Below are 17641 nucleotides of genomic sequence, written 5' to 3' on the forward strand. Positions count from 1 at the left end.
GCTCAGGATGCGGTCTTGCGCATCAGCTCCTCGTCGCGCTCCTGCGCCAGCAGCATGGCGGCCAGATAGTCCGGCACCGCGCGGCTGAAGTAGTAGCCCTGGCCGAGCGTGCAGCCCGCGTCGCGCACGGCGGTGACCTGCTCGATCGTCTCCAGCCCCTCGGCGACGATCTCCATGTCGAGCTGGGCGCCCATTTCGGCGACCGCGCGGATGATCGCCTCGGTCCGCCGCGATACGTCGGGGCCGGACACGAAGCTGCGGTCGACCTTGATCTTCCGGAACGGGTACTTGTTGACGTAGGCGAGCGAGGAGTAGCCGGTTCCGAAATCGTCGAGCGCGAAGCGCACGCCGCGTTCCGACAGTTCCCTGATGAACGCGTCGGTCGCCTCGCTGTCGTCGAGGAACAGGCTCTCGGTCACTTCCAGTTCGAGCCGGGCGGGATCGAGCCCCGCCTCGCGCAGCGCGTTGATGATCCCCAGCGCCGCGCCCGGTGCCTTGATCTGCAGCGGCGAGAGATTGACCGCCAGCGTCACGTCCGCCGGCCATTGCGCGGCGGCGCGGGCCGCCTGCGCGGTGATCCAGTTGCCGAGCGTGACGATCACGCCGGTCTCTTCCGCCACCGGAATGAACTCGTCGGGCCGCATCTCGCCCTTCTTCGGGTGGAACCAGCGCACCAGCGCCTCGAACGTGCGGATGCGCCCGGTCGAAAGGTCGACGATCGGCTGGAAGAAGATCGACAGCTCGTTCTTCTGGATCGCGCCGCGCAGCTCCGCCTCGACTTCGCGGCGGCGCGCGAGATCGCGGCTCATCGCGGCGTCGAAGAAGCAGGTCTGGCGGCGGCCGTTGACCTTGGCGTGATAGAGCGCGAGGTCGGCGGCCTGCATCACGCTGTCGGCATCGGCCCCGTCCTCGGGCAGCACTGCGACGCCGAGCGAGGCGCCGACTTCGAGCCGCTCTCCGTCGACCCGCACGGGGCGCATGATCTCGGCATGGACCTCGCTCGCCAGCCGCATGCAGTCGGAACGGTCTTCCACCGCGCAGAAGACGATGAACTCGTCCCCGCCGAAGCGTGCCACGATCGAGCCCTCGGGCGTGACTTCCTGCAGCCGCTTGGCCACCGTCTGCAGCAGGCGGTCGCCGACCGGATGGCCGAGCAGGTCGTTCACTTCCTTGAACCGGTCGAGGTCGATCCAGATCATGCCCATCATCTGGTCGTCGGGCAGGTCCATCAGCGTCTCGACCATCGCGTGGTTGAGCCCCGCGCGGTTGGCGAGGCCGGTGACCGCGTCGGTCCGCGCAAGCTGCTGCATCTTTTCCGCCAGGCGGGCACTGGTCTCGGCCGCGGCGATATTGTCGCGCAGGACCTTGAACACGCTCATGGTGATCGCGGCCATGGCCGGGATCATGAGGAGGATGGTGATCGCGAACACGGTGAACGAGAGCGTGCCGAGATAGAGGCACGCTGCGACCATCGGCAGGCAGACGAGCACGAGCTGGCCGATCGCGATCACCGGCCGGCCGGCGTTGCGGGCGCAGATGGCGACGCCGTAGCCGACCGCGTTGACCGCGATCAGCACCTGAGCTTCCGGATGCACGCGCAGCACCAGCGCCGCGGCTGCGGCGGTGCCCAGCAGGAACGAGTAGGTGAACGCGCCGACCTCGTAGACGATCTCCAACTCGGACGTGCTCGTCTCGCTCTCGGGCGAATGGCTGAAGGCGAGCATGACACGTGCCAGCGCGACGATGCACAGCACCAGCGTGAGCACGTACATGATCGGGGAATCACTGACGTAGGCGACGACGAGCGAGGAGACGATGCCGCTCGCCGCGCCGGCAGCGAGGCTGCTCGGCTGGGTGTAGAGCGTGCGGACGAGCGTGCGGCGCACGCGTTCCGACAACGCGTCGCCCCTCTTGAAATAGGACAAGGCGTTGAAGGCCTTCCCCCCGGGATCGCTGCTCGCCATGCGCAGGGCCTAGCGAAAAGTGGTCACTGCATAGTTAACGCGCCGCTTACCGCCTGCCGCGGGCTCCGCCGTCGACACCGCGCTAGCCGTCCGACGCCGGGCACAGGACAGGCGCAGTGCCGTCACGCGCCATGTCCTCGAGCGACCGTGCGATCCGCGCATCGAGCGCGCGGCAGACGCCGAGCCACCAATCGTAGCTTTCCCGATCGCCGGCGAAGAAGGCGCACTCGGCCTGGCGGCGTGCCTCGCGCGCGGCGCCCAGGCCGTGTTGTGCGAAGTGCCGCAACGCCGCGTGCAGCATATGGTCGCCTCCGCCGGACGTGCAGTTGTCGTTCGCAGCGGGGGCGGCTCTGCGGCGCTGGAAAACCCGCGCGAGCGGCGAATTCGCCGCGGAGCGCGACGCTGCGAAATGGAATGTCATGCGAAAGGGGCCTTCCATCTGGCTCGCTGGGGCGTGCCGGTTGCGACTTGCGATGGAAGTAGCGCGCCAGGCCCTAAAGGAGCGTTGGGCGCTAAGGTTTCCGCGATCTTAAGACTTGGCCTGTCGATCCGGCGAGCCTGTCAGTTCGGCTGCGCGATCCACCGTCCGCTGTTGGCATATTCGGGCCTGACGGCGCCGCTCGATGGGAGGTTGCCGGCAGTGAACGCCGCGTCCCCGCCGTGCGCCTCGACCGGGGGCGTATAATCGGGGGCCGGCGGCCGCGCAGTCGTGCCGGCACTGGCCGCCGCCGCCTTGCTCCACCCTTCCTCGTAGGCCCGGGCGAGCGCCACCGGATCGGCCTCTGCGGCAGGCTCCGGCGCGGCGGCGCGCGGGTGCGGTGCGGCGGCAGGCTCGGCCCCGCGATAACCTGCCGTGAACGCCGCGGGCCGCCCGGCCGCGCCGCGCCAGCGGTAGAAGCGGTGCGCGCCGATCGTGCCGACGGTGTCGAGGCTCGATGCCCAGTACGGGTTGATCCAGATCGTGTGGTAATGCGTCGCGAGCCCGACCGGCTCATAGACCTCGCCCGCCAGTGCCTGCTGCGCCACGGTCAGCGCCCGGTCCCACGAGGCCTTCATCGGCTTGCGCGTGAGCGAGCCGTCGCAGGTGAAGGTGAACTGGCAGCCGGTCTTGCGCTCCGATCCCTGAAACACCACGCCGCACACGCTGTTGGGATAGCTCGGGTGCGCCACGCGGTTGAGCACGACCTGTGCCACCGCGCGCTGCCCGCCGACCGCCTCGCTCGCCGCCTCGTAATAGACCGCGCTCGCCAGGCAGTGGAGGGCGCGCGCCTGGTCGATTCCGGTGCCCGCCAGGCGGAATGCCGCGGCCGCCGGCCCCGCAACCCGCGCCGCCGCCAGCTCGGCGGCGACGCCGTCGCCGGTGCCGGTCGGGTCGTAGAGCGTCGCGGCATTCTCGGGCAGGGCATAGGCGAGGCGCGGCGTGTCCTCGAGGAAGTAGAAGGCGGAGCCGGGAAAGTTCTGCCCCGGACGTTCGTAGGCAAGCGGCTGCACCGCCTCCGCCTGCGTCAGCGCGGCGGCCGGTTCGCCGAACATGGTCCAGTCGGCCGGCGCGGCCATCGCGGGCACGCCGATCGCCGCCGCAAGCGCCAGTATCCGCCGCCCGCCAAGGCGCCGTGCCAGGCGTGCCCGCAGCGTCGCCGGCTTGCGGCGCGTGCGGAACTTCGCAGCGGAGGCGGGGGCAGGGATCACGGCTGTCCTTGATTCGAGAGGCGAATGCGCGGCGCGCTTCGGGCGCGTATCAGCAGCGATCGCAAGCTTCGACCATGCCGTCGCCGCCGTCCCTTGGCGGAACACATTGCAAGCGGCGGTTAATCGCGATGCTGAAGAACAGGTTACGGACGGCATTGGCGAGTGGCTTGCCGCAGTGCGGAGGCGCGTCTAAGGGCCCGCCACGTCATGGGTTGTCCGCCCGCCCTTTCGCAAGGGAGGGCGGACCGAAGAGGGAAGGGGGTCGGATGCCCCCGCTGCCCCCGCAACTGTGACCGGGGAGCGCCCGTTCCCACGCGCCACTGGCCCCGTCCCTCGGACGGCCGGGAAGGCGGAGCGGGCCGCTACGATCCGGGAGCCAGGAGACCTGCCGATGACGGTCGTTCGCGCTGCCGGGCGGGGTGCACCGGAAGCAAGCGGGGAGGGCGTGCGCCCTCGCTCCGTCATGAGCGGCAGTTCGTTCGTGACAGGAGGATACATGCGTAATTACTTGATTATCGGTGCAAGTCTCGTGGCGCTCGCCGCGCCGCTTCAGGCGCAGGAGAGCGACGATGCTGCGGCCGAAGCCCCGAAGATTTCGTCCGATCCCTTCGCCGACTTCCGGCCGGAGGAGACCGAGATCACCGTCACCGCCACCGGCACGCGGATCGAGATCGAGGACACCGGCCAGGCCGTGACCGTGATCGGCGAGGAGGAGATCCGCAGCATCCAGGGCGCCGACCTGACGCGTGTGCTCGAGAGGGTGCCGGGCCTCGCCGTCAGCCGTGACGGCGGCGTCGGTGCGGTCACCAATGTCGGCCTGCGCGGCGCGGAGGGCGAGCAGCTTCTCGTCCTGATCGACGGCGTGCGGGTGGCCGATCCGGCCTCGCCCGGCGGCGGGTTCGATTTCGGCAACCTGCTCACCAGCAATCTGGCCAAGATCGAGGTGCTGCGCGGATCGAACAGCACGATCTGGGGCTCTGACGCGATCGGCGGGGTGATCGTCGCCTCGACCCGCGCGGAAAGCGGCCTGCAGGTGAGCGCCGAATACGGCGCGCGCGACACCGCCACTGGCGCCGTCTCGGGCGGGATCGGCGGCGATCGAGGCTTCCTCGGCGCTTCGGCCAGCTACTACACCACCGACGGTTTCTCGCAGGCCGCGAACGGGACCGAGGCCGACGGGTTCGAGCAGTGGACCGCCAGCGGGCAGGGCCGCCTCTATCTCTCGCCGAGCTTCGAGATCTTCGCGCGTGGCCGATGGGCCGAAGGCGACCTCGACCTCGACGGCTATCAGGCCGACTTCTCCTTCGGCGACACCGAGGATACGCAGCACACGCAGCAGTATTCGGGCTCCGCGGGCGCGATCTACGACACCGGCCCGCTGTTCGTCAGCGCGGCCTACTCGTTCGCCGACACCGAGCGGGTGAACCGCAATCCAGCGTCGGAGGAACCGACTTTCTCCAGCGACGGCCATTCGGACCGGGTCGAAATGCGCGGCGAGTGGCGCCCGATCGGTCCGCTGCTGGTCAACTTCGGCGCCGAGAACGAGTGGGAGGCCTTCAGCACGTCCAGCGAGGAGCGCCGGACCACGCGCATCTTCGGCGCCTATACCCAGCTCGGCATCGAGATGGGCCCGCTCGCCGCGCATGCCGGCGTGCGGCTGGACGACCACGCGCGCTTCGGCAGCGAGACGAGCTTCGGCGGCGACATCAGCTATGCCCTGACCCGCGACCTGCGCCTGCGCGCGAGCGTGGGCGAGGGCTTCAAGGCGCCGACGCTCTATCAGCTCTTCTCCGACTACGGGAACCCGGCGCTCCAGCCCGAACGCAGCACCAGCTACGACATCGGCCTGATCCACGGCGACCGCTCGCTGACGAAGTCCCGCTTCTACGGCGCGCTCACCGCCTTCCGCCGCGACGCGCGCGACCAGATCGAGTTCGTGAGCTGCTTCAGTCCCGAGCGGCCCGAGTTCTGCGGCGAGCGGCCGAACGGCTTCTACGACAACACCGACCGCGCCCGGGCGCAGGGCGTCGAAGTCGAACTCGGCGCGCGCCCGTCCGACCGGGTGACCACCCGCGCGGTCTATGCCTACGTCGACACCGAGAACCGCACCGCCGGCTCGGCCAACCAGGGCAACGTGCTCGCCCGCCGTCCGCAGCACGCTTTGACGCTGTCGGCCGACTGGCGCACGCCGCTCCGCGATTTCACCATCGGCGGCGACGTGCGGATGGTCAGCGATTCGTTCGAGAACGCGACCAACACCACCCCGCTCGACGGCTACGCGCTCGCCTCGGTGCGCGCCTCGCTGCCCTTCGGCGAACGGTTCGAGCTGTTCGGCCGGGTCGAGAACCTGTTCGACACCGACTACCAGACCGCCGCCGGCTACGGCACGCCCGGCCGCAGCGCCTACATCGGCGCCCGCGCGCAGTTCTGACCATGAAAAAAGCGCCCGGCCTCGCAGGAGGCCGGGCGCTGAATTCTTCTCCGTAGAGAAAACGGCCGATCAGTCGGCGTTGTCGCCCGTCGTCTCGGGCGGCAGCGGACCGTCAGACGTGGCGGGCTCCGCGGTCGGATCGTTGCCGACCAGGCCGCGGGCTTCGAGCATCGGCGTCACGTCCGGCTGGCGGCCGGCGAAGTTCTGGAACATCTCGAAGTAGTTCATCGTCCCGCCGCGGCTGAGCACGGTCTTGCGGTAGTGGTCGCCGTTGGCGCGGGTCAGGCCGCCGTTGTCGAGGAACCACTTGCGGCTGTCGCGGTCGAGCATCTCGGTCCACAGATACGAGTAGTACCCGGCGCTGTAGCCGGTGGGGCTCGAGAAGATGTGGTTGAAGTAGCTCGACCGGTAGCGCGGCGGCACCAGATCGACTTCCAGCCCCAGCTCCTCCAGCGACTGCCGCTCGAACGCGTCGACTTCCTCCGGCGTGTCGATCGCCGCGGCCTGCTGCGGCGTCAGCGCGTGCCACTTCATGTCGAGCAGCGCGGCCTCGACCACTTCGCCGAAGTCGTAGCCCTGGTTGAACTTCGCCGCAGCCTCGATCTTCTGGATCAGCTCGGCCGGGATCGTCGCGCCGGTCTGGTAGTGCTTGGCGTAGTTGCGCAGCACCTCCGGATAGGTCGCCCACAGCTCGTTCACCTGGCTCGGGTATTCGACGAAGTCGCGCGCAGTGGCCGTGCCCGAGAGCGAGGCGTACTTCTGGTCCGCGAAGAACCCGTGCAGCGCGTGGCCGAACTCGTGGAACATCGTGTTGACGTTGTCGAAGCTGACGAGCTGCGGCTCGCCCTCGGCCGCCTTGGGGATGTTGAGCACGTTGTAGATCACCGGCTTGGTGCCGTAGAGATGGCTCTGCTCGACGAAGTTGCTCATCCACGCCCCGCCGCGCTTGCTCGGGCGCTGGTAGGGGTCGAAGTAGAAGATGCCGAGCTCGCTGCCGTCGGCGTCATAGACCGTGTAGGTCGTGACGTCCGGATGATAGACCGGCAGGTCGGTGCGCTTCTTGAAGCTCAGGCCGTAGAGTTTGTTGGCGGCGTAGAACACGCCGTTCTCGAGCACGCTGGTGATCTCGAAATACGGCTTCACCGCATTCTCGTCGATGTCGTACTTCGCCTTGCGGACTTTCTCGGCATAGCGATACCAGTCCCACGGCTGGACCTCGAAGTCGCCGCCTTCGGCCTTGATCTGCTCGTTGAGCATGCCCGCCTCGCGCCGCTGCGTCGCGGCGAGGGCGGGAACCATCTGCTGCATGAAGTCGAGCGCGGTCTTCGGGTTCTCCGCCATGCGGTCGTACATGACGTAGCTCGCCCAGTCGGGCTGCCCGAACAGCGCCGCTTTCTTCGCGCGCAGCTCGGCGATCTCGGCCAGCAGCGTACGCGTGTCGTTCGCCCCGCCGCGATCGGCCCGGTGGACGCTGTTCATGAACAGCTTCTCGCGCGTGGCGCGGTTCTCCATGTCGGGCAGGAGCGGCTGCTGCGTCGTGTTCTGCAGCGCGATCACGTACTTGCCGGGCAGACCTCGCTCGACACCGAGCTTGGCCGCGGCTTCGATTTCGGACTGCGAGAGACCGGCGAGCTCGGCCGGATCCTCGACCACCAGCGCACCGGCGACAGTCGCTTCGCGCACCTTCTGGGAGAACTCGGTGGTCAGCTCGGACAGGCTCGAGTTGATCGCCTTGACCTGTTCCTTCTGCGCCGGGGTCAGCAGCGCGCCGGCGTGGACCATCTGCTCATAGGTTTCCTCGAGCAGCTTGGCGTCTTCCGGAGTCATGCTCATCGCGGCGCGGTTGTCGTAAACCGCCTTGACCCGCTCGAACAGTACGGGGTCGAGCGTGATCGCGTCCGAATGCTGCGACAGCTTCGGCCCCATCTCGGCCTGGACCGCGTCGAGCGTGTCGTTGGTGTTGGCCCCGGTCAGCGCGAAGAACACCGTGGCGACGCGGTTCAGCATCTGGCCCGAGGTCTCGAGCGCGACGATCGTGTTCTCGAACGTCGGCGCCTCGGGGTTGGTCTTGATCGCCTCGATCTCGGCGCTGTGGATTGCCATCGCCTGCTCGAACGCCGGCTTGTAGTCGCTGTCCTGGATCTTGGTGAAGTCGGGCGCGTGGAACGGCAGCGTGCTCGGCTGCGCGAAATAGCCGGTCGCCTCGGGAACGGCGGCGGCGGGCGAGCTATCGCTGGCGGACTGCACGTTACCCTCCTGCATGGTCGAACAACCCGCGAGCGCGAACGCAATGGCGGTGGTGGCCAGAATATGGGCCTTCATCGTCTCTCCAATCTCTGTTTCGAACCGCACCGGCACGGCGTGCCTGACATGCGACGGAATCTTCCTGCGCCCGCTTCAACCGGAGATTGAGGGCGAATGCAAGGGCTTGGCCGAGGCAGGACTGCCCGGGGTCAGCCGAGCGCGAAATCCTCCAGCCGCTCGTAATCGGAGCCGTAGGGCGTCAGCCGGCTCTCGTAGAGCGCGAAGCTCTCCACCCGCCACGGCCCGGCCGAAAGCAGGGCATTGTCCGCCAGCCAGCCCCCGATCGGCCCACTGCCGCTGTTGAGCCGGGCGAGCGTGACATGTGGCACGAACTTGCGCGTCTCCGGCGGCAGACCCGCGGCGCGGCATGCCCGCTCGACCCGCCGCTGGAGCACCGCCAGCGGCTCGCTCGGCGCGATCCCGGCCCACAAGGTATGCGGCCGCCCCTTGCGCTCGAAGTGCCCGACGCCGCGAATCTGAAGATCGAACGGCTCCCCTTCGATCCGCGACAGCGCGGCGACCAGATCCTCCCCCTGCCGCGGATCGAGCTCGCCCGCGAACCGCAAGGTCAGATGAAGCTGCTCCTCCGACTGCCACCGCGCCGCCTCGATCTCGTCCATGGTATCGAGGAGGGTGTCGGTGATCTCGATCGGCAAGGGCAGGGCGGCGAACAGGCGGTGCATGGGGGCGGCCTTAGCAGGTCGTGACCGGGGTCGCATCCCGAGTGGTTGGCGCATTCCAGGCCAGCCCACCCAACCCCTCCCGCAAGCGGGAGGGGGGAAGTCAATCGCCCCAACCCCTCCCGCTTGCGGGAGGGGAGCGAGACTGGGTCTGCACAGCAGGCCCTAGTCGCAGCGGGGTGGGCCCGGTGCCGGTGCCGCAGACGAAACTACGCTATGACCCCCCGTCGCCATTCGCCGCGTTCGCCCCGCGCTCACGCCCATAGCGCCGCAGGCGGAAGGCCAGCACCAGCAGCGCTACGCCGGCGATCAGCGCCCACACGCCGATCATCCAGGCGACCGACAGCAGCGTCGGGGTCGGTGCGACCATCAGCAACACGATCAGGCCCACGCCCAGCAGCACGGTCAGCGCGCCGGACGCGATCAGCAGCCATTCGCCCTCGATCGCGCGGCGCAGGCGCCAGGCGGCGACGATCTGCAGCACGCCGCTCGCCACCGCCCAGCCGGCGATCAGCGCGATCGCGGTGAGGGCATAGGCAAGGGTGCCGAGCCCCGGGAACAGCACGAACGCCACGCCCACCGCGATCCCCAGCACGCCGGCGAGGATCAGCGCCCACCAGCGCTCCTCCTTCCGCCGCGCCCCGCGCACGCCGCTGGCGAGGGCGAAGACCCCGTCGACGAAGCAGTAAATCGCAAAGACCAGCGCGAACGCGAACAGCGCCGGGCCGGGAAAGGCGAGCGACAGCACGCCCAGCACCAGCAGCAACACGCCGCGCAGCGCGAACCAGCCCCAGTTGCGGGCGGGGAGACGGTCGGTGAAATCAGCCGTGGTGGAATCGCTCGCGGTGGCCATGGTGCCCTCTTCCTTCGGCAAAACCCCTTCGGAAAGCCAATGTGCCGGCGCGGCGCGGGTTCCGCAGGCGTTGCAAGTGAGGGTGCGGCTGACCATATCCCCGGTGCACCGGCTCGGCGCGTCACACCCTCTTGACCCGAGCGAACGTTTCAGGAACACGGCACTTCATGGCTCTCACGAAAATCTCCGTGCGCGGCGCGCGCGAGCACAACCTCAAGGGCATCGACATCGATCTGCCGCGCGATGCGCTGATCGTGATCACCGGGCTTTCGGGCTCGGGCAAGTCGAGCCTCGCGTTCGACACGATCTATGCCGAGGGGCAGCGGCGCTACGTCGAATCGCTCAGCGCCTATGCGCGCCAGTTCCTCGAGATGATGCAGAAGCCGGACGTCGAGCATATCGACGGCCTCAGCCCAGCGATCTCGATCGAGCAGAAGACGACCAGCCGCAATCCGCGCTCGACCGTCGCGACGGTGACCGAGATCTACGACTACATGCGCCTGCTGTGGGCGCGGGTGGGCGTGCCGTACTCGCCGGCGACCGGGCTGCCGATCGAGGCGCAGACGGTCTCCAACATGGTCGACCGGGTGATGGCGCTGCCCGAAGGGACGCGGCTCTACCTGCTCGCGCCGGTCGTGCGCGGGCGCAAGGGGGAGTACCGCAAGGAACTGGCCGAGTGGCAGAAGGCCGGCTTCACCCGCGTCCGCATCGACGGCGAGATGTACGAGATCGAGCAGGCGCCAGCGCTCGACAAGAAGTACAAGCACGACATCGAGGTCGTGGTCGACCGCCTCGCGGTGAAGCAGGGGCTCGAGACGCGGCTGGCCGACAGCTTCGAGCAGGCGCTCAAGCTGGCCGACGGGCTCGCCTATGTCGATCTAGCGGATGGCGTCGTTCCCGGGCGTGAGGGAGAGGCGGACAGCGGCGGCGCGATGAAAGGCGCGGGGCTCCCGCCCAACCGCATCGTCTTTTCCGAACGCTTCGCCTGCCCGGTCTCCGGCTTCACGATCGAGGAGGTCGAGCCGCGGCTATTCTCGTTCAACGCGCCGCAGGGCGCCTGCGCCACGTGCGACGGGCTGGGGGAGAAGCAGCTGTTCGACCCGCAGCTCGTCGTGCCCAACGAGGCGCTGACGCTCAAGCAGGGCGCCGTCGTGCCGTGGGCCAAGTCCAACCCGCCGAGCCCCTACTACATGCAGGTCCTCGCCAGCCTCGCGGCCGAGTTCGGGTTCGATCTGACCACCCCGTGGAACGAGCTCAGCGAGGAACACCGCGACATCATCCTCCACGGCACCCGCGGCCGCGCGGTCCCGCTCACCTTCAAGGACGGGCGCAAGCAGTACACGGTGCGCAAGGCGTTCGAGGGGGTGATCGGCAACCTCAACCGCCGCATGCTCCAGACCGAGAGCGCGTGGATGCGCGAGGAGCTCTCCAAGTTCCAGACCGCGCAGCCGTGCGAGACCTGCGGGGGCAAGCGCCTCAACGCGAAGGCGCTGGCGGTGAAGGTCCCGAGCGCCGAGGGCCCGACCGACATCGCCACCCCCACCAAGATGAGCGTCGCCGACGCCAAGGGCTGGTTCCTCGCGCTGGAAGATCACCTGAGCGAGACCCAGGCGCAGATCGCCCGGGCGATCCTGAAAGAGATCAACGAGCGGCTCGGCTTCCTCGACAACGTCGGGCTCGACTACCTCAACCTCGACCGCACCTCGGGCACCCTTTCGGGCGGCGAGAGCCAGCGCATCCGCCTCGCCAGCCAGATCGGCTCCGGCCTCTCGGGCGTGCTCTACGTGCTCGACGAGCCCTCGATCGGCCTCCACCAGCGCGACAACGACCGGCTGCTCGAAACCCTCAAGCGCCTGCGCGATCTCGGCAATACGGTGATCGTGGTCGAGCACGACGAGGACGCGATCCGCGCCGCAGACCACGTGGTCGACCTCGGCCCCGGCGCCGGCGTCCACGGGGGCGAGGTGGTCGCGCAGGGCACGCTCAAGCAGATCCTCAAGGCCAAGGGCTCGCTCACCGCGGACTACCTCACCGGCCGGCGCGAGATCGCGGTCCCGGAAAAGCGCCGCAAGGGCAACGGGCACCAGCTCACCGTCCACGGCGCGCGCGCCAACAACCTGCGCGACGTGACCGCCAGCATCCCGCTCGGCACCTTCACCTGCGTCACCGGCGTCTCCGGCTCGGGCAAGTCGAGCTTCACCATCGACACGCTCTACGCCGCCGCGGCCCGCGCGCTCAACGGCGCGCGCGTGATCGCCGGCCCGCACGACAAGGTCACCGGCCTCGAATTCTGCGACAAGGTGATCGAGATCGACCAGTCGCCGATCGGCCGCACCCCGCGCTCCAACCCGGCGACCTACACCGGCGCCTTCACCCAGATCCGCGACTGGTTCGCCGGCCTGCCCGAAAGCCAGGCGCGCGGCTACAAGCCGGGCCGCTTCAGCTTCAACGTCAAGGGCGGCCGGTGCGAGGCGTGCCAGGGCGACGGGCTGATCAAGATCGAGATGCACTTCCTGCCCGACGTCTACGTCACCTGCGAGGAATGCCACGGCAAGCGCTACAACCGCGAGACGCTGGAGGTGAAGTTCAAGGGCCTCTCCATCGCCGACGTGCTCGACATGACGATCGAGGATGCGGAGGAGTTCTTCAAGGCCGTCCCCCCGATCCGCGACAAGATGCACATGCTGAACGAGGTGGGCCTCAGCTACGTCAAGGTCGGCCAGCAGGCGACCACGCTCTCGGGCGGGGAGGCGCAGCGGGTGAAGCTCGCCAAGGAACTCAGCCGCCGCAGCACCGGCCAGACCCTCTATATCCTCGACGAGCCGACCACCGGCCTCCATTTCGAGGACGTCCGCAAGCTCCTCGAAGTGCTCCACCGCCTGGTGGACCAGGGCAACTCGGTGGTGGTGATCGAGCACAACCTCGACGTCATCAAGACCGCCGACCACATCCTCGACCTCGGCCCGGGCGGCGGCGTTCGCGGCGGCGAGATCGTGGCGCAGGGGACACCGGAGGAAGTCGCGGCGACGCCGGCGAGCTATACGGGGCGGTATTTGAAGCCGATGCTCTCCCGTGCAAAGGAACCCGCCGCATAAATCCTCTTCATCGTCTCGCGACGGGGAGTGGTGGAGGGCCAATCTCGCGCAAAGACGCGAAGGCACGAAGCGTGTAGGACATCGGCATGAGCGAAAGCCTCTACCGCCCCGAGTTTGAAGCCGCGCTGCGGCTCCTGGCGCAGGTCAGCGAGGCGATGGTCGCCCGCGGTCTGCGCCGTCCAATACTCGTCGGCGGCGCGGCGGCGGAATTCTATTCGCAGAGCGCGATAAGCACCGGTGATTTCGACCTCTGCACCCTACGCCAGCCGGAGCTGGAAGAGGAGATGATGAAGCTCGGCTTCGTCCGGCCTTCCGGCACCGGGCAGATGCTGAAGGGCTGGATTCATCCCGACCTGAAACTCGGGTTCGAGGTCGTCGCCGATACCCCGCTGGACGGTGCCGCGGACCCGGCGACGCTGGTTCTGGTCGAGAACACCGGAGCGGGGGCCTTCGTCGTGATCTCGGTCGAAGACCTGATCGCCGACCGCATGGGCCAATACGCCTCGCGCAGCGCGCCCGACCGGCTCGCCCAGGCGCGCACACTGTTCGCGCTTCAATCCTCGCTTGATCGCGCCTATCTTGACCGCCGCATCCGGGAAGAGACAGGAGGCGACTATGGCATCGAAGCGCTCGAGCACGGCTGACGGCTGGACCGGCCGCCGCCTCGACATGCCCGAATTCGCCCGCCAGCTCGCCGCCCGCAAGGCCGCGCTCGGCTTGCCCGACCCGCCGCGCAATGCGGGAAAAAGCCGCACCGCCAGCAAGCGCGCACTGCTAAGGGCGATCGAGGAGAGCGGCGGGGAGTGGTGAGCCAGGCGAGGGTCCTGCGTTCCCGCAGTCAAACGCCATATCGTTTGTTGCCGCCGGATGTAATGCAATAGCGTCCGCCGCGAGGGCCAATGCACACGTTGCTACCACTGCAAGGGCAATTGCCGCCATAACTTCGCAGCGGAGGAGTGTATCTCGGGCGCGGTGCGGGGCGAGTGCGCGAAATATAATCGCTTGAAACCCACACGTCTCCACCAGGGGCTTTGACTTGCGTCCAGGTCCCGGACCGCTGAATAATCTGGACGGACGTGCGGTGGGGTATGGTGGCAATTACGCTACCTCGCCGTGATGGCTCCGACCGTCCGTTTAACGAGTTCGCTGTCACGTAGACTGTGTCGCCGCCATCGAATGTTAGGTTGTTGCCGCCTGGCGGTGCGCGCGTCGGTTCGGGGAAGTCATCGGCCAGGCCCATGGGAGCATCGTTCGCTCCCACGCTGTCAGCCGCGTCTTCGTCAGAGCACTGGCCGAGGACCGATATGCCCAATACGATGGCCAACAACCATCCCAGCCCCTTTGCACTTGCCGATCGTGCCATCTGACTCCCCCCGGCGAATAATGAACCAAAACCGACATCATGCAAGTCGCAGCGGATCGGGGTTGACTGGGCCCACCCCTGGCCCCTCCCGCGAGCGGGAGGGGAGGGCACAGCGTGTCGGCGTCGGGCGGGTCGTGTGCCGATCGCCTCGCGTCCCGCCTCCTACCCGAATTAATTAGCCAGCACCCCCAATCTCCGGTACACCCCTCCCATCGCCGGCAACACTCCTGGCCGCCGGCGCTCGAGAGACTTGGATAAGCTCCCGCCACAAACCGGAGCACAACCATGTCCCCGATTTTCATTACCGCCTTTGTCGCCATCGCCGCCGTCTTCCTCGCGCTTGCGCTGGCGGTGTCCGAGTGGCTCGTCCGCCGCGGGCGCCGCAGGGGGGATGGGGACGACACCTCCGCCACCCTCTGATCTCGCCGGCCCGCGCCTCCCGCACGCGCCGCGGGCCCGCGCAAAAAACCGTTTTCCTACATGCCCCGTTTCTGCATAAAGACTCAGTTCTCTCTTTGTTCCATAAGGAGTAGAACCGATGACCGACCAGCCGCTCGACCGCTTTACGCTCCCCGGCGACATTCCCGATCCGTGTGACAGCGCCCCCTCCCGCGAGCGGGAGGGGAGCGAGACTTGCCGCAGCGGGGTGGGTTCCGAGGGGCCGCCTGAGGACAGGCCCACCCCTAACCCCTCCCGTAAAGGGGAGGGGGATGACCGCGTCCCCCTGCAGGACTGGCTCGCGCGCGGACTCCGGCATCCGGCGGGGCGCGGGTGGGAGCCTGAGCCTGCCACCGAAGTTGCAGGCGCTCCGCTCTCCGACGCCGCGCTCAACGCCCGGCTCGCCGAATACGGTGTCGCGCTCAGGCCGGAGCCCGGCAGCAAGCCGTGGCCCGGCGGATGGCTGCCGGACGATCCGCCGGCGGCGATCGAGACGAGGGAGGCGGCCGATCCCTTCGCCCATTCGCGCGTGTTCGATACCGCGCGGCGGGTGCGGTTCCTCGACGCGCTGGCGACGTGCGGCGAAGTGCGCGCGGCCGCGGCGCGGGTCGGGGTGAGCCGCGAGACCGCCTATCGCGCGCGGCGGCGCCATCCCGAATTCGCGCGGCTGTGGGAGGCGGCGCTGGTCCACGCGCGCGCAGGCCGAGGCGGAGCTCGCCACCCGCGCGCTCCACGGCATCGAGGTGCCGGTCATCGTGCGCGGCGAGCACGTCGCCACCTCGCGCAAGCACGACGCGCGGCTGCTCCTCGCGCACCTCGGCCGGCTCGACCGGGGGGGGGGAGCAGGACCATGCCGCCGCCGCGCGCGCCGAGCGGTTCGACGAGTTGCTCGCGGTGCTGGCCGGGCACGCGCCGCCCGAGGATCTGGCCGGGGCGGCCCGCGCGCGCGACCCCTACGGCCTCGCGGCGCACGCGGACCTGCCGCCGACGCGCGAGGAGTGCCTCGCCCATGTCCGCGACCGCACGCTCGACCTCTTCGCCGAGCCCGACGACCGGTGGGACCTGTGGGACGATGCCGGCGAGGGCGGAGCGGAGGACGACCACGCCGGGGAGGACCCGCCCGATCCGGCCGCGGAGGAAGCCCTGCGCGCCGAGGAGGAACACCACGCCGCCCGCTGCGCCGCCGTCGCCAGCGCCGAAGCGGAAGCCGCCGCACGCTACGACGCCTGGCAGGCGCAAGGTCTGGCGAGGCTCGACGCGATCCTGGGCGAAAGGGCGCCCGGCGGAGAGGAAGCGAACGACCCCGAGTCCCCGCGCAGGCGGGGACCTCAGGCCGCGAGCGCTTCGCCAGAGGACGTTCTCACACCCGACGACCAGGCGGCCCGAGACCCCCGCCTGCGCGGGGGATCGGAAGAGGGGGAGGAGGTGCTCGAAACCTCTCCCACACCCGCCGCCCACCGTGTCGCAAGTGTCAACAGCGCCCGACCGGCGGAGGCGGCGCGCGTGCGGCTCGTCCCGCGCCGGGGTGGACCCGCCGCTGCCGTCGCAGGGAGCGCACGGCTCGCCGATTGCGGCGGACCCGGCGGGGCAGGGGGGGATTGCTGCGGGGAGAGGCGACGCGCGGCCTTCCCTCTCCCCCTCCCCCGGGCTCGCGCGCCGTCTCCCGTCCGCTCAGGACAGCACGTCGACCGGACGACCGGTCCGTCGCGCGGCAGGGGCCTTGCTCCCAGCGGGGTCCCTGCTTGCGGCGGCGGCGGTGAGGAGGGGGTGGCGACGGGCGGCAGGCGCCCGGGCGATTACTCTTCGAACAGCTCGAGCTCGACCTGCCCGTGCCCGGCGCGGACCAGGCCGATTTCCTCGGCCGCGGCGCGCGAGAGGTCGATCGTGCGCTTGCCGGAGAACGGGCCGCGGTCGTTGATCCGCACGACGACCGACTTGCCGGTGCGCGGGTTGGTCACGCGGACCTTGCTGCCGAAGGGCAAGGTGCGGTGCGCAGCGGTCAGGCCGTTCATGTCGAACCGCTCGCCGCTCGCCGTCGGCCGGCCGTGGAACCGGCGGCCGTAGTACGATGCGATGCCGTTGCCGAGCGAGCGCATCGCGGGTTCCTCCGGCGCGGCCGGCGGGTCGAGCGCGATCGTCTCGACCGCGCTCACGGTCGGCGCGATGCGAATCATCGTCGCGGTCGGCACGGCGTACTGCGCGGCGAGGGGGGTGGTGTCCTTGCCGGTCGGCGCGCCGGTATCGGCGAGCGCCGGACCGCCGGCAGGGGCAGTCAGCATCAGCGCCGCGCCGAGCCCGGCGAGTGCGCGCATCCGCTGGCGGCGGAGGTGGGCTTTGGTCCCGTCCATAGCGGTGGGGCTATACCCGCTGCGATCCGGCCGCGGCACCACCCGGCAGGCCGCTCGCCCCGAATCTCGTTCGACTCGTCCCGCTTCGGGGAACGCAAGGCGACTTTTTCGGGCGCCGCCACCGATGCGATCGGGCCGCCAAACCGCCTCGCCGGGCCGTTCGGAAGCCGATTCGCAGGCCCGTTTCGGGCGGCAGGGCGGAGGGAAAGAGAAAGAAAGCGAGGAAAAGCGAGGAAAATCAGGGCCGGAAAGCAAATGGGGCCGGCATCGCTGCCGACCCCACTCTCACCGATGCGTGGTCTTCCGTCCTGGCAGAGCCATTTGCGGAAGCGCTTGGCGCCGGTGTTTCAGCGGCTGTCCGGCGAACCGGACCTCTCGCTTCTGTCACCGGCGCTCGCGCCGGCATCCGGTTCCGTCGGGCGGCGAGTGCGGGTCCGAAGACCTTTCCTCAGCCGCTCGGCAGTTCCGCGACCGGT

At 69.1% G+C, this 17641-nt stretch carries 14 protein-coding genes and 1 riboswitch; of the genes, 5 read left to right on the forward strand and 9 right to left on the reverse strand.

What is annotated here, in order from left to right; translation table 11 throughout:
- Positions 1 to 2: 2 nt before the first annotated feature.
- The 3 genes from D2V04_RS01065 to D2V04_RS01075 form a co-directional block, all read right to left on the reverse strand.
- On the reverse strand, positions 3 to 1964 hold the full coding sequence (locus D2V04_RS01065) for a putative bifunctional diguanylate cyclase/phosphodiesterase (protein WP_119511537.1): 1962 nt from the start codon (positions 1962 to 1964) through the stop codon (positions 3 to 5).
- An 82-nt stretch (positions 1965 to 2046) separates the two neighbouring features.
- Positions 2047 to 2385 (reverse strand): hypothetical protein, encoded by a 339-nt coding sequence (locus tag D2V04_RS01070; protein ID WP_182849610.1) that lies wholly within the window; start codon positions 2383 to 2385, stop codon positions 2047 to 2049.
- Between the two features lie 140 nt (positions 2386 to 2525).
- The gene (locus D2V04_RS01075; protein ID WP_228766186.1) at positions 2526 to 3653 is read right to left on the reverse strand and encodes a cell wall hydrolase; all 1128 of its coding nucleotides are present in this window, start codon (positions 3651 to 3653) and stop codon (positions 2526 to 2528) included.
- Between the two features lie 192 nt (positions 3654 to 3845).
- A riboswitch (cobalamin riboswitch) is annotated at positions 3846 to 4060 on the forward strand.
- 89 nt (positions 4061 to 4149) lie between these two features.
- Here D2V04_RS01075 and D2V04_RS01080 point away from each other — a divergent pair.
- On the forward strand, positions 4150 to 6084 hold the full coding sequence (locus D2V04_RS01080; protein WP_119511574.1) for a TonB-dependent receptor plug domain-containing protein: 1935 nt from the start codon (positions 4150 to 4152) through the stop codon (positions 6082 to 6084).
- A 69-nt stretch (positions 6085 to 6153) separates the two neighbouring features.
- On the opposite strand, the gene D2V04_RS01085 is transcribed toward D2V04_RS01080, so the two are convergent.
- From D2V04_RS01085 to D2V04_RS01095, 3 genes are all read right to left on the reverse strand, one after another.
- A complete protein-coding gene (locus tag D2V04_RS01085) occupies positions 6154 to 8406 on the reverse strand; it encodes a M3 family metallopeptidase (RefSeq protein ID WP_119511575.1) in 2253 nt (750 codons plus the stop codon).
- A 131-nt stretch (positions 8407 to 8537) separates the two neighbouring features.
- Entirely contained in the window at positions 8538 to 9071 is a 534-nt protein-coding gene (gene thpR, locus D2V04_RS01090) for an RNA 2',3'-cyclic phosphodiesterase (protein WP_119511539.1), read from the reverse strand.
- 211 nt (positions 9072 to 9282) lie between these two features.
- Positions 9283 to 9921, reverse strand: coding sequence for an HdeD family acid-resistance protein (locus tag D2V04_RS01095; RefSeq protein ID WP_119511540.1), 639 nt, complete (start codon positions 9919 to 9921; stop codon positions 9283 to 9285).
- 167 nt (positions 9922 to 10088) lie between these two features.
- Between D2V04_RS01095 and uvrA the strand changes: the two genes are divergently transcribed.
- From uvrA to D2V04_RS01110, 3 genes are all read left to right on the forward strand, one after another.
- Entirely contained in the window at positions 10089 to 13016 is a 2928-nt protein-coding gene (uvrA, locus tag D2V04_RS01100) for an excinuclease ABC subunit UvrA (RefSeq protein ID WP_119511541.1), read from the forward strand.
- A gap of 86 nt (positions 13017 to 13102) precedes the next feature.
- Entirely contained in the window at positions 13103 to 13660 is a 558-nt protein-coding gene (locus D2V04_RS01105) for a hypothetical protein (protein ID WP_119511542.1), read from the forward strand.
- Complete coding sequence (locus D2V04_RS01110) at positions 13632 to 13826, forward strand: hypothetical protein (RefSeq protein WP_119511543.1); 195 nt, start codon at positions 13632 to 13634, stop codon at positions 13824 to 13826. Before D2V04_RS01105 ends, D2V04_RS01110 begins: the two co-directional genes overlap by 29 nt.
- A gap of 28 nt (positions 13827 to 13854) precedes the next feature.
- Here the strand turns inward: D2V04_RS01110 and D2V04_RS18385 are convergent, their stop codons facing one another.
- The gene (locus tag D2V04_RS18385; RefSeq protein WP_182849611.1) at positions 13855 to 14379 is read right to left on the reverse strand and encodes an SH3 domain-containing protein; all 525 of its coding nucleotides are present in this window, start codon (positions 14377 to 14379) and stop codon (positions 13855 to 13857) included.
- Between the two features lie 285 nt (positions 14380 to 14664).
- Between D2V04_RS18385 and D2V04_RS18265 the strand changes: the two genes are divergently transcribed.
- Positions 14665 to 14799: a hypothetical protein gene (locus D2V04_RS18265; protein ID WP_267463434.1), complete on the forward strand. Its 135-nt coding sequence runs from the start codon at positions 14665 to 14667 to the stop codon at positions 14797 to 14799.
- Positions 14800 to 15567: 768 nt separating this feature from the next.
- Here the strand turns inward: D2V04_RS18265 and D2V04_RS01120 are convergent.
- Together D2V04_RS01120 and D2V04_RS01125 are read right to left on the reverse strand one after the other, a co-directional pair.
- Positions 15568 to 16056: a hypothetical protein gene (locus D2V04_RS01120; protein WP_119511544.1), complete on the reverse strand. Its 489-nt coding sequence runs from the start codon at positions 16054 to 16056 to the stop codon at positions 15568 to 15570.
- Between the two features lie 557 nt (positions 16057 to 16613).
- Positions 16614 to 17165 carry a septal ring lytic transglycosylase RlpA family protein gene (locus D2V04_RS01125; protein WP_228766187.1) on the reverse strand — a complete coding sequence of 184 codons (552 nt, stop codon included), beginning with the start codon at positions 17163 to 17165 and terminating at the stop codon, positions 16614 to 16616.
- Positions 17166 to 17641: the final 476 nt, after the last annotated feature.

This window comes from Pelagerythrobacter aerophilus (assembly GCF_003581645.1).
Taxonomy (GTDB): Bacteria; Pseudomonadota; Alphaproteobacteria; order Sphingomonadales; family Sphingomonadaceae; genus Pelagerythrobacter; species Pelagerythrobacter aerophilus.